This is a genomic window from Cutibacterium sp. LaCa_255 (assembly GCF_057458005.1).
The window spans coordinates 1,155,246-1,167,674 of record NZ_CP190956.1 but is presented as its reverse complement, the minus strand read 5'-3'; the positions used below and the strand labels follow the sequence as shown (position 1 = coordinate 1,167,674).

At 63.2% G+C, this 12,429-nt stretch carries 10 protein-coding genes; 2 read left to right on the top strand and 8 right to left on the bottom strand.

Annotation, left to right across the window (positions count from 1 at the left end; all coding sequences use genetic code 11):
- Positions 1-65: 65 nt before the first annotated feature.
- From ACP8ML_RS05205 to ACP8ML_RS05195, 3 genes are all read right to left on the bottom strand, one after another.
- Complete coding sequence (locus tag ACP8ML_RS05205) at positions 66-2,915, bottom strand: vitamin B12-dependent ribonucleotide reductase (protein WP_117189627.1); 2,850 nt, start codon at positions 2,913-2,915, stop codon at positions 66-68.
- Positions 2,916-2,996: 81 nt separating this feature from the next.
- Entirely contained in the window at positions 2,997-3,503 is a 507-nt protein-coding gene (gene nrdR, locus ACP8ML_RS05200; RefSeq protein WP_081302567.1) for a transcriptional regulator NrdR, read from the bottom strand.
- Positions 3,504-3,729: 226 nt separating this feature from the next.
- The gene (locus ACP8ML_RS05195; protein WP_117189598.1) at positions 3,730-4,080 is read right to left on the bottom strand and encodes a hypothetical protein; all 351 of its coding nucleotides are present in this window, start codon (positions 4,078-4,080) and stop codon (positions 3,730-3,732) included.
- A gap of 283 nt (positions 4,081-4,363) precedes the next feature.
- Between ACP8ML_RS05195 and ACP8ML_RS05190 the strand changes: the two genes are divergently transcribed.
- Positions 4,364-5,047: a LexA family protein gene (locus ACP8ML_RS05190; RefSeq protein WP_065672852.1), complete on the top strand. Its 684-nt coding sequence runs from the start codon at positions 4,364-4,366 to the stop codon at positions 5,045-5,047.
- Positions 5,048-5,056: 9 nt separating this feature from the next.
- Here the strand turns inward: ACP8ML_RS05190 and ACP8ML_RS05185 are convergent, their stop codons facing one another.
- From ACP8ML_RS05185 to miaA, 4 genes are all read right to left on the bottom strand, one after another.
- Positions 5,057-7,105, bottom strand: a complete 2,049-nt coding sequence (locus ACP8ML_RS05185; protein WP_117189597.1) for an ATP-dependent DNA helicase — start codon at positions 7,103-7,105, stop codon at positions 5,057-5,059.
- Entirely contained in the window at positions 7,095-8,546 is a 1,452-nt protein-coding gene (gene hflX, locus ACP8ML_RS05180) for a GTPase HflX (protein ID WP_016667508.1), read from the bottom strand. Before hflX ends, ACP8ML_RS05185 begins: the two co-directional genes overlap by 11 nt.
- Before the next feature lie 122 nt (positions 8,547-8,668).
- Positions 8,669-9,493, bottom strand: a complete 825-nt coding sequence (dapF, locus tag ACP8ML_RS05175) for a diaminopimelate epimerase (protein ID WP_016667507.1) — start codon at positions 9,491-9,493, stop codon at positions 8,669-8,671.
- Between the two features lie 4 nt (positions 9,494-9,497).
- Positions 9,498-10,457, bottom strand: a complete 960-nt coding sequence (gene miaA, locus ACP8ML_RS05170; protein WP_117189596.1) for a tRNA (adenosine(37)-N6)-dimethylallyltransferase MiaA — start codon at positions 10,455-10,457, stop codon at positions 9,498-9,500.
- A 117-nt stretch (positions 10,458-10,574) separates the two neighbouring features.
- Here miaA and ACP8ML_RS05165 point away from each other — a divergent pair, with 117 nt between their 5' ends.
- Positions 10,575-10,775 carry an antitoxin gene (locus ACP8ML_RS05165; protein WP_016667505.1) on the top strand — a complete coding sequence of 67 codons (201 nt, stop codon included), beginning with the start codon at positions 10,575-10,577 and terminating at the stop codon, positions 10,773-10,775.
- Between the two features lie 156 nt (positions 10,776-10,931).
- Here the strand turns inward: ACP8ML_RS05165 and miaB are convergent, their stop codons facing one another.
- Positions 10,932-12,416 carry a tRNA (N6-isopentenyl adenosine(37)-C2)-methylthiotransferase MiaB gene (gene miaB, locus ACP8ML_RS05160; RefSeq protein WP_117189595.1) on the bottom strand — a complete coding sequence of 495 codons (1,485 nt, stop codon included), beginning with the start codon at positions 12,414-12,416 and terminating at the stop codon, positions 10,932-10,934.
- Positions 12,417-12,429 lie beyond the last annotated feature (13 nt).

Sequence of the window (12,429 nt, the reverse complement as noted above, 5' to 3'; positions counted from 1 at the left end):
CACACGCCAGGGGCCGGAGCACAACCTCTGCTGTACCCCGGCCACCTGGTCAGATCATGACGTCATCAGCTGCAACCGCTGGTGGATCCACAACCTTCGCAGACATAGCAGGATCCCGACGGACGCATCTTCGTTCCGCAGGTCATGCACAGCGGGGCATCGACCTCACGGCCCATCTGCTCCTCGAGCAGTTCGGCACTGGTGTGGGCACCAGCGACTCGCTCAACAGCCTCCTGAGCAGCAAAGAGCCCTGGCTGGTTGGCACCGTCCTCGTGCACCCGGACGCGGTCGGCCGGGGTGTCCTTGAGGGTCTCGGAATCGATGAGCTCGTCCTCCTCCTCGTCTGACGCGTAGGAGCCGGTCTCGACGTATCGGGCACGCTCAGCGGCGGTGTAGATACCCAGCTCGGCGCGCTCGTCGAAGTCCAGGTAGTCCAAGGCCAGACGACGGAACACGTAGTCGATAATCGACGAGGCGATCCGGATGTCCGGGTCGTCAGTCATACCAGCAGGCTCGAACTTGAGGTTGGAGAACTTCTGGACGAAGGACTCCAACGGCACGCCGTACTGCAGACCGATGGACACCGCGATGGAGAAGGCATCCATGACGCCGGCCAAGGTCGAACCCTGCTTGCCGAGCTTGAGGAAGATCTCGCCCAAGCGGCCGGAATCGTAGGCGCCAGTCGTGAGGTAACCGCCAGCTCCAGCGACCTGGAAGCTCGTCGTGCGGCCCATGCGCGACTTCGGCAGACGCTGACGACGCGGACGGTACTCGATGCGAACCTCCGGCGCGGCCTTCTCCTCCTCTTTCTTGACCTCGGAGAGAGGCTGGCCAACCTTGCAGTTATCGCGGTAGACGGCCAGGGCCTTGAGGCCGAGCTTCCAGCCCTCCATGTAGACGTTGGCGATGTCCTCGACGGTGGAGGACTCCGGCAGGTTGACGGTCTTGGAGATGGCACCAGACAGGAAGGGCTGGACGGCAGCCATCATCCGCACGTGGCCCATCGGCGCGATGAAGCGGGTGCCCATGGCGCAGTCGAAGACCTCGTAGTGGGCCTCGTCGAGGCCGGGAGCCCCGACGACCGACCCGTTGTCGGCGATGTAGGCCACGATCTTCTCGGACTGCTCAGAGGTGTAGCCGAGGTTCTTGAGGGCACGCGGCACCGTCTGGTTGACGATCTGCATCGAGCCACCACCGACCATCTTCTTGAACTTCACCAGCGAGAAGTCCGGCTCGATGCCCGTGGTGTCGCAGTCCATCATGAAGCCGATGGTGCCGGTCGGGGCCAGCACCGAGGCCTGGGCGTTGCGGAAGCCATTGGTACGTCCCAGCTTGACGACCTTGTCCCACTCGGCCTTGGCAGCAGCGAGGACGGTGGTGTCATTGTCGTGCAGCGGATGAACCTGGCGGTTGGCGTCGCGATGCTTGGCCATGACGGCCTGGTGCGACTCGGCATTCTCGGCGTAGCCGGCATAAGGACCGACGATGGCCGCCAACTCGGCGGAGCGTCGGTAGGAGACACCGGTCATGACGGAGGTGATGGCAGCAGCCAGGGCACGTCCACCATCAGAGTCATATCCCAGGCCCAGGGCCATGAGAAGGGCGCCCAGGTTGGCATATCCAATCCCGAGCTGACGGAAGTTGCGAGTGGTCTCCCCGATGGCCTCGGTCGGGAAGTCGGCGAAGCAGATGGAGATGTCCATCGCGGTGATGACGAGCTCGACGGCCTTGGTGAACTTCTCGACGTCGAAGTGATCATTCTCGTCGAGGAACTTCAACAGGTTGAGGCTGGCCAGGTTGCACGAGGAGTTGTCCAGGCTCATGTATTCCGAGCACGGGTTGGAGGCGTTGATCCGCCCGGTGTTCGGGTTGGTGTGCCAGGCATTGATTGTGTCGTCGTACTGCAGACCGGGGTCAGCGCACTCCCAGGCAGCCTGGGCGATCTTGCCGAAGAGTTCCTTGGCATCGACGGTGTCGAGTACCTTGCCCGGCTCGGTGCGGGAAGTCAGCCCGAAGGACTTGCCCTGCTCGACCGCCGTCATGAAGGCATCCGAGACGCGCACCGAGTTGTTGGCGTTCTGGTACTGGACACTGGTGATGTCGCGGCCACCCAGGTCCATGTCGAAGCCGGCATCGCGCAGGGCGCGGATCTTGTCCTCCTCGCGAGCCTTGGTCTCGATGAACTCTTCGACGTCCGGGTGATCGATGTCAAGGACGACCATCTTGGCAGCGCGACGGGTGGCGCCACCGGACTTGATGGTTCCGGCAGACGCGTCGGCACCGCGCATGAAGGACACCGGGCCGGAAGCAGTGCCGCCGGAGCTCAGCAGCTCCTTGGAAGAACGGATACGGGAAATGTTGAGACCGGCACCAGAGCCACCCTTGAAGATGAATCCTTCTTCCCGATACCAGTTGAGGATCGACTCCATGGAGTCGTCCACCGAGAGAATGAAGCAGGCACTGACCTGCTGAGGGCTCGTCGTACCGACGTTGAACCACACCGGGGAGTTGAAGCTGAAGTACTGATGGACCAGCAGCCAGGTCAGCTCCTCACCGAAGACCTTGGCGTCCTCCTCAGAGGCGAAGTAGCCGTTTTCACGTCCGGACGTCACGTAGGTCTTGACGACGCGGTCGATGAGGGTCTTGAGACTGTTCTCACGGACAGGAGTGCCCAGGGCGCCACGGAAGTACTTGTTCGTGACGATCGTCGAGGCGTTGACGCTCCAGAAGTCGGGGAACTCGACTCCGCGCTGTTCGAAGACTACGTCACCGGTGCGCCAGTTCGTCTGCACGACGTCGCGACGCTCCCACGTCACCTCGTCGTAGGGATGGATACCCTCGGTGCTGAAGGTGCGCTCGACGTGCAGCCCCTTGGAGCGGCTCGTCCTGCGTGGTGCGGACTTGGTCTCGGTCATGGCTCCCTCTAGATATTCGGTGATACGGGTGGTTTGGTGTCGGTACTTGTCATGAGCTGAGGCGCACTTGGCCAAGGCTCGTCAGAACAGCGGCTCGTCCCGCTTCGAAGGCCGCTTGCGGCCCGAGGACCGTGTTTTCTCGGGGGACTCGTCGCGCAACCGATCGATCTCGGTGGCGAAATCCTCGATGGTGTCGTAATTGAGATACACACTTGCGAACCGCAGATAGGCGATGGGATCCAGCTCACGAAGTGGGCTCAAGATTGCCAACCCAATCTCGTCGCTCGGAATCTCCGCGACTCCTCGGGCTCGAAGGCCGTCCTCGACGCGTTGACCCAACAAAGCCAGATCGGCATCCGTGACCGGGCGTCCCTTGCATGCATTGCGCACACCACGGATCACCTTGTCTCGGGAGAAGGGTTCTTCGATGCCGTTACGCTTGTGAACCGTCATCTGCATGCGCTCGATGGTGGTGAACCGCCGTTCACACACGGGACACTGTCGTCTCCGACGGATCGCAGTGCCGTCCTCGCACACTCGGGAGTCCAGGACTCGTGAGTCGTCATGCTGACAGAACGGACAGCGCATCGTCGCCTCCTTCCCCGACCTCGCTGGGTTCCGAACGGCAGATATGCCGTTGATTCAGAAGACTACTCCGAACTTGGACCGAAAACACAACTTATGGGGATGGCGAATCTGAACACCACAACATCTGGTGTCGAGGGGGAATTATTGAGGATGTCGTTTGATCATCCGTCAAGCTGCCACGCGTGACACGCCGAAGATGCTCAGTCCACACGACCACCTTCCACCATCAGGACCTGATATCAGGCAGGTCGCCCGACTGATGTCCACCGGTCTGGACGACGGCAGCCGGGTCGGGGTGACCGCTCTCGGAGTTGCCCTGCCACACCTGACCAAGGCGTCCCAGGGACAAGATCACACCAATGATCATCACGACAACGGTAGCCATCACGGCGACGTCCCAGAACCGATCGTGGACGGGTTCATGGCGTGCGACGGCACCGGGACGCCCTGCCATCAATTCCTGACGATCGATGACGACCACCGGCTCGGCCAGCTCATCCTGCCACGGTCCGATGACCAGGTCACCTTGCCGACTGGTCGTCGTCTCAACATCCCACTCGTACGTCTGAGCACTCATCGGATCACCTCTCTGTCGACGAGAGCCATCCGCTCCCGTCAGCGGTCCCCGGAATGGATCCCGGGGAAGGGCCCGGCGGCACAACCTCCGCCGGCGCCATCCATGACATCCGACCCGACCGACAGGTTCACCGTCATCAGACTGGAACACCAGGAGAACAACCTAGTCAGAAGCAGTTCATAGGTTCCCTGAGAGCTCAGATCAACGCCGCCCCCATGCTCCGGAACAACCATCGAACAGAGCTGACGGGGAACTGTCGTACCCGACCTATACCGTGACTGGCATGACCACCGATACGCCCGGAACCGACTCCTCGGACTCGGCCGCCGTCTCGTCGGCCGTCCCGTTCACCACTACCCGTCGACCTTCTGCCAAGGAGCACGCGGTGCTGACCGCCGTCAAGGAAGGGCTGCGCCGCGACGGTCGCGCACCGACTGTTCGTGCCCTGGCTGACATGACGGGAGCAGCCAGTACGTCGACCGTCCAGAGGCGTATCTCCGCACTCATCGATCTCGGCCTGTTGCGACGCACTGACGGCACCCTTGAGGTCGTTGAGAACGTCGTCGACGTCAATGATCCCCACGGACCCCAGGCCCTTCAGATCGAGGTTTTCAACCCGAATGAGATTGCCGATGACGAGCATCACGACACTGTCATCGCGGTTCCCCCCCAGTTACTGAGCCACGGAGACCACGTGGTGGTCGTCGTCCGCGACGATGGGATGGCACCCGATTTCCACGTCGGAGACCTTGTCCTCGTCCAGCAGCTACCCATGGCGGACCTTCCCGACGACCCACCCGAGCCCTATTTCGTGGCGGCCACAGTGGGTGGCACGACCATCATCCGTTCCTTGGCCAAGCTCGGGGGGAAACCGTGGCTGATGGCCTCGAACCCCGCTCACTCACCGGTAAACCTCGATGATGCTTCTCTCATCGGTCGCGCCGTCTCCATCATGAGACGACTGTGACCCTGGTGGTCACTCCCCCAGCCTGCGCAGAGCTCCGACAGCCATCTCACGATTCGTTGTCGTCCAGAACGAGGGCATGGACGCCCTCAGGAAACCGCCATATCGCGCCGTCGCCAACCGCGGGTCCAGAACCGCGACGACTCCCCGATCGTCGGAACGTCGAATGAGCCGGCCCGCCCCCTGGGCCAACAGGAGGGCCGCATGTCCGGCCGACACCGTCATGAATCCATTACCGCCAGCATCCTGAACTGCCTTGCCCCGTGCCGCCATGAGCGGGTCATCCGGACGTGGGAACGGAATCCGGTCAATGATGACCAACCGACACGTGTCACCAGGAACGTCCACCCCCTGCCACAGGGACAAGGTCCCAAAGAGGCATGTCCGCGGATCAGCCGTGAATCGGCGTGTGAGATCGGCCAGATGTCCCTCCCCCTGACACAACACCGGAATGTCCGGCATGACCTTGCGCATGTGTTCGGAGGCAGCCACCGCGTTGCGTTGGGAGGAGAACAGCCCGAGGGTACGTCCACCAGCGGCCCAGATCAGCTCGGCAAGATCGTCGAGAACCTCTGGCGCGATGCCATCTCGACCCGGGCGCGGCAGGGACTTACCGACATACAGAATCCCCTGCTTCGAGTAGTCGAACGGTGAGCCGACGTCAACCCCTCGCCACCCCATCTGAGTGTCGAGAACCTCCGGAGCGTCCCCCTCGATCTGCTCACGTGGCGACAGCCCGACGTTCCTTGCCGTGGCCAGGAAATTACCGCCGATGCACAAGGTGGCCGAGGTGAGGATCGTGATCGCCCCCGCGAAGACGTTCTCGCGCAGCAGGCCTGCCACACTCAATGGCGCGACGTGGATGCTGCGGTACCCCTTCTCCGATTCCGAGACCCACACCACGTCAGCAGCTGCCATCGACACCATGCGGTCGACGGTCTCGAAGACCTCGCGCATGGCGGCCTGAGCCTGCACCCTCTCGGCGTCGAGGGATTCCTTAGAATCCTCGTCCCGTCGACCCAACTGGCTCACTGCTTCCCTGGCCAGATCTCGCAATACCGTGCACGCCTGTATGACCTGGGCCTCGGGCTCGGTGACCTGTCCCGGCGCGGTCGCTTCCAGGGCCCTGGCCAGCACGTCCGCCTGATTGAGCAGATCGGCGCTCACGTCATCGTCAAGCCATGTCGAGGCCCGTTTCGACGTCGTCGTCACGAGGGAGGGAGACAGACCCTTGGAAGCAGCCCCGGTGAACCGATCCACCAGCTCGTGGGCCTCGTCGATGATGACGGTGTCGTGCTCCGGCAACACGTTGTTACCGTTCAGCGCATCGATCGCGAGCATGGCGTGGTTGGTGACGACGAGGTCAGCGTTTCGGGCCTTCTCACGGGCTGCTTCGGAGAGGCACTCGCTGCCGAAGGGACAGCGCTGAGTCCCTAGACACTCGTTGGCTGGCACACTCACCTGAGCCCACGCCAACGGAGTGTGCGGAGGTGCGTCATCACGATCGCCGAGCCCCGACTCCTCGACCTGCTTCTCGGCCCATTCACGCAGCATGACGACCTCGGCGCCCAGTGCGGAGGTCGGCGCCGTCCCAGCCTCCCTGGTGTCCTCGGCCTCAGCCGCGAGATCAGCCCCAGGGACCAGCGCGTCCTGTCCTCTCGCCCCCGTCGATCCACCGCGAACCTTGTGCAGACAGACGTGGTTGTTGCGCCCCTTGAGCACGGCCACCTTCGGCCTACGGGATAGGACCTTGTCCGAGGCGTCGAGAATTGCCGGAATGTCCTTGTGGGCGAGCTGTGTCTGTAAGGCAAGGGTGGCAGTGGCGACGACGACCTGCGCCCCTTCCTCGACACAATGGACCAGAGCAGGCGCCAAGTACCCCAAGGATTTTCCGGTTCCGGTTCCGGCCTGAACCAAGAGGTGCAGTTCCTCACGCATCGCCTGGTCGACGGCCTCGACCATCGTCACCTGACCAGATCTCTCCTGACCCCCCATCTGGGAGACGGCTACGCCGAGGAGATCGCGACACATCTTGCTGACCTCAGCCGACTCACGCGTCATGACACGCCTCCTCGACCTCAGCGGCCAGAGCAGGATGAAGATGGGCGATCACATGGGTGCCATCGGCGGTGTGGTCAATGAGTTCGATCGTCCCGTCGCGGTGGATCTTGTCCATGAGGTCTCCGCGCGCATAGGGCATGACGACATCAACCTTCTGGGACGGCACCGGCAGCGACCCCTCGATGGCTGTTACGAGGTTGTCGATTCCCTCTCCGGTATGAGCCGAGATGACATGAGCACCGGGGAAGGTCGAACGCAACGTCAAGATGATGTCGTCGTCGAGACGATCAATCTTGTTGAGTACCAGGATCTCAGGAATGTCACTGGCACCGATTCCCGCGAGCACACCACGCACGGCGTCGACCTGTCCGATGGGGTCGGGGTCAGATGCATCGACGACGTGCACCAGGACATCTGCCATCGCCGTCTCCTCGAGGGTCGAGGCGAAGGCCTCGACGAGGTCGTGGGGAAGATGCCGCACGAAGCCGACGGTGTCGGTGAGGGTGTAGACGCGACCATCCGCCGTCGTGGTACGACGGGTGGTGGGGTCGAGGGTGGCGAAGAGGGCATCCTCGACGAGCACTCCGGCACGGGTCAGCCGGTTGAGCAGGGAGGACTTCCCCGCGTTGGTGTATCCGACGATGGCGGCGGAGGGCACCTTGTTGCGAAGGCGATCAGCCCGCTTGGAGACACGGGTGGACTCGATGCGCTTGAGACGACGACGCAGCACAGCGATGCGATGACCGATACGTCGTCTGTCGGTCTCGATCCGGGTCTCACCGGGGCCACGGCCACCGATACCGGCGCCGCCAGCCGCGCGGCCACCCGTCTGGCGGGAGAGGTTTCCACCCCAGCCACGCAGCCTCTGCTTGAGGTAGTTGAGCTGGGCCAATTCGACCTGGGTACGGCCTTCCACGCTGCGAGCGTGCTGGGCGAAGATGTCGAGGATCAACGCCGTCCGGTCCACCACCTTGACCTTGACGCGGTCCTCGAGGTTTCGAAGCTGAGCGGCGTCGAGTTCACCATCACAAATGACGGTGTCAGCTCCGGTGGCTCGGACTATCTCGGCGAGCTCAACCACCTTGCCCGAGCCGATGTAGGTCGCCGGATCCGGGGTCGTTCGCCTCTGCATGACGGCCTCGAGGACCTGGGACCCCGCGGTCTCAGCCAGTGACTTGAGCTCGGCCATGGCGTTCTCGGCATCGACAGCTGACCCCTTCATCCACACCGAGCAGAGCACCACTCGCTCGAGCCTCAACTGTCGGTACTCGACCTCCGAGATGTCGGACAAGTCGGTCGACATGCCCGGCACACGAGTCAGGGACAACCGGGCATCCAGGTCGAACTGGTCACCGTCATATTCGTTCTGATCGTCGCTGAAGTCCTCAACGAATTCGGGCGCATCCTCGCGCTCGTCGTCGAATCGTGCGGTGTCGCTCACCCGGTCCCCGTCCTGTTGGCCCACTGTCTCGTGCCCCCGACACCTCGTGCTTCGAGGTCATCGGGCCAAGTGTAGGAGGAGAAGCCGACAGGTCAACGGCGGTTCCTTGACCTCGGTGTTCCTCATTCCTCGGGAAGGCTGACCGTCCCGGTCGCGAGAATGACCGCAGGGCCCGTCAGCACCGCGTCATAGCCGTCATCAGCAGGGGTGAGGGTGACGATGACGCGGCCACCGGGCACATGGACCGTCCACGGACCACGGTGACCGGTACGGGTGGCCATCGTCGCTGCCACGGCCACGGTTCCGGTACCGCACGACATCGTCTCTCCCGATCCGCGCTCATGGACCCTCATCGAGACCGAATGACCGTCCAGCTGCTCGACGAATTCGACATTGGCCCCCTCGGGGAAGGCCGACCGTGGACGCCAGGTGGGCGATTCATCGAGGTTGAGCGCAGTGATGGTGGTGTGGTCCGTCACGACCACAGCGTGTGGGTTGCCAACGTCAACCTTGCATGCCGGCCACCACATGTCCTGATGTTCGATGGTGAGATCGTCGCCCTCGACTCGGACCGTCCCCATCGTCACCGACACACCGCCGTTGTCATACAGGGTGACGTGACGAACACCGGCCCGCGTCGCGACGTCAGCCTCGTTACCCGCGATGCGCCCGGTCCGGGCGAGGTGCCGCGCGAAGACTCGTAGTCCGTTGCCGCACATCTCCGCGACGGTGCCGTCGGCATTGCGGTAGTCCATGAACCACAGTTCCGGATCACCGTCCCACCCGGCGACGTCGCCGGCCCGCAGAGCCTGCAGGGTGCCGTCGCCGCCGATACCGAATCGACGGTGGCACAGCCATCGCACCTGCCCAGGGGTCAGGGGGTCGGGGCGGTCGACGATGACGAAGTCATTGCCGGTCCCGTGTGCCTTCCAGAACGTCGTCGTCATGTCGTCAATCCTCCTCGTCGGTGGACAGGGCGGTCAACACCCGCGCCACAACCTTGTCATCGAGATCGGGATCAAGTGCATTGAGCCATTCAATACGATCGTCCCGGCGATACCACATGAGCTGTTTCCGGGCGAAGCGGCGGGTGCCGGTCACGGTACGACGACGGGCCTCCTCCTCGTCATACTCGCCGTCAAGGAACTCCAGCACCTGCCGGTATCCCAGCGCTCGACTTGCCGTGAGGCCGTCCCTCAATCCGACGTCGACCAAGGCACGAACCTCGTCAACCAGTCCGTTCTCCCACATCTGGTCGACGCGATCGGCTATCCGTCGATCCATGTCCTCACGAGGAAGTTCCAGACCAATGTGCACCGTGTCAGGCCAGTGAGAGGTGCCGTCGGGAATGGTGGCGGTGAAGGATCCGGTGAGGTCAATGACCTCGAGGGCTCGCACGATCCTCCTGCCATTCCCCGGCAGGATCGATTCAGCCGCCTTGGAATCCCGTCGTGCCAGTTCCCTGTGCAGGGCCTCCGGACCTTCGGCCTTCAGACGTTTCTGCCACTTCGCCCGTACCGTCGGATCGGTGGGGGGAATGGTCATCTCGTCGACGACGGCCTTGGTGTACAGGGCCGAACCGCCGACGAGCACCGGGACGACACCGCGAGACAAGCACTCTTCGGTCGCTTCGCGCGCCAACTTCTGCATGAGGACGATTGAGGAGGATTCGGTGACGTCAAGGATCGAGACCACGTGGTGCCTCACTGCACGCTGCTCGGAAAGCGTGGGGGTGGCGGTACCGATGTCCATCCCCCGATACACCACCATTGAATCAGTGTTGACGATCTCGGCCGGGCGCCCTTCACGTCCCAGGCGTGAACAGACTCGCACCGCCAACCCTGATTTTCCGCTGGCAGTAGGCCCGAGAAGACAAATGACCGGCAAACTCACACGTTCATCCTTGCGCACTGCAACGACATTGCGGGGCCAACGCGTAGAGCGAAAAACCTCACATGAGTGGACCATCTTGTGTGTAGCCTAAAGGGGTCATCCCCGAGAGGGGGAAAGCTCCCGAAAGGAGATCACATGGGACTCTTCGACAAGGCCAAGGACGCCATCAGCGACCACCAGGACGACATCAAGGACCAGGTCAGCCAGCACAGCGACAAGGTCGAGCAGGGCATCGACAAGGCTGGCGACACTGTCGACGACAAGACCGGCGGCAAGTTCTCCGATCAGGTCGACAAGGGCCAGGATGCCCTCAAGGACAAGCTCGGCGACCTCTGAGTCGTCCACGACATGACGCGGCCCGTCCTCTGAGGGGACCTGCTCCGGATGGGAGCGGATGAGCTGCGACACGAGGGGTGGTGCTCCACTGAGCACCACCCCTCGTCGCATGTCTGAACAAGTTTCACAGCAGGCTCCGATGCCACCCACCCTTGGTCAGCCCTGCGCCGCGCTGATCGTCGGAATACCGAGCATGGTGACACCGGGCTGAGCGCATGCCCCTTCACGGATCTGCCATGCGTCGCCACCACGGGTACGACGCAGGTTCACCAGGCCACCATCGGCGACCAGGTGATGGGGATGACCGGACGTGATGACGACCTCTCCTATGTCGCCCGGACGCGGGACCTCGTCATCTGGGGCCAAGCTGACATGAACCAGGCGGTTGTCCCGGGCCCTTCCGGTGACGCGGTGGGTGACCTCGTCCTTGCGCCCCTCGCCCTCGGCGAACATCACCTCGACGGTGCGACCGACCTGAGCCTTGTTTTCCTGCCAGGCGATGTCGTCGACGAGATCGACGAGGCGTTCGTAGCGTTCCTGGACGACCGGCTTGGGGACCTGGTCCTCCATGATCCCTGCCGGGGTGTTGGGACGGATGGAGTACTGGAAGGTGAAGGCAGCGGAGAACCTCGACTCCTCGACGACACGCATTGTCTCGGCGAAGTCCTCGTCGGTCTCCCCGGGGAACCCGACGATGATGTCTGTGGTGATGGCGGCGTCCGGAATGGCCTCGCGCACCCTGTCAAGGATTCCGAGGAACTTCTTGGACCGGTAGGATCGGCGCATCCGGCGCAGCACCTCGTCAGACCCGGACTGCAGAGGCATGTGCAGGCTGGGCATGACATTGGGGGTCTCGGCCATCGCCTCGATGACGTCATCGGTGAAGGCGGCCGGGTGGGGTGAGGTGAACCGCACCCTCTCCAGACCGTCGATCTCGCCACAGGCCCGCAGCAGCTTGGCGAAGGCGCCGCGATCACCGAACTGAACTCCGTAGGAATTGACGTTCTGGCCGAGCAGGGTGATCTCCTGGACTCCCTCGTCAACGAGGGCTCGGATCTCCGAGAGGATCTCACCGGGGCGTCGGTCGGTTTCCTTGCCGCGCAGCTGCGGGACGATGCAGAAGGTGCAGGTGTTGTTGCATCCCACCGAGATGGAGACCCAGGCCGAGTACGCCGAATCGCGTCGGGTGGGCAGGTTCGACGGAAAAGTGACCAGGGACTCCTCAATCTCCACCTGGGCCGTGGCATTGTGACGGGCGCGCTTGAGCAGGGCCGGCAGGGAGCCCACGTTGTGGGTGCCGAAGACGACGTCCACCCATGGTGCCCGTGCGACGACCGTGTCCTTGTCCTTCTGAGCCATACAGCCGCCGACGGCCAGCTGCATCCCGGGATGGGCCGACTTCACCGAGGCCATGTGGCCGAGGGTGCCGTAGAGACGATTGTCGGCGTTCTCCCGGACTGCACAGGTGTTGAAGACGACGACGTCAGCCGGAGCCAAGGTGTCGGTTCTGGGATCGGGAACGTAGCCGGCCTCCTCGAGGAGACCGGCAATGCGCTCGGAGTCATGGACATTCATCTGGCATCCGTAGGTCACGACCCGGTAGGTCGGGGCCTCGGTCTGCCGCACGGTGTTACTGGGCATGGCGCGAACACTC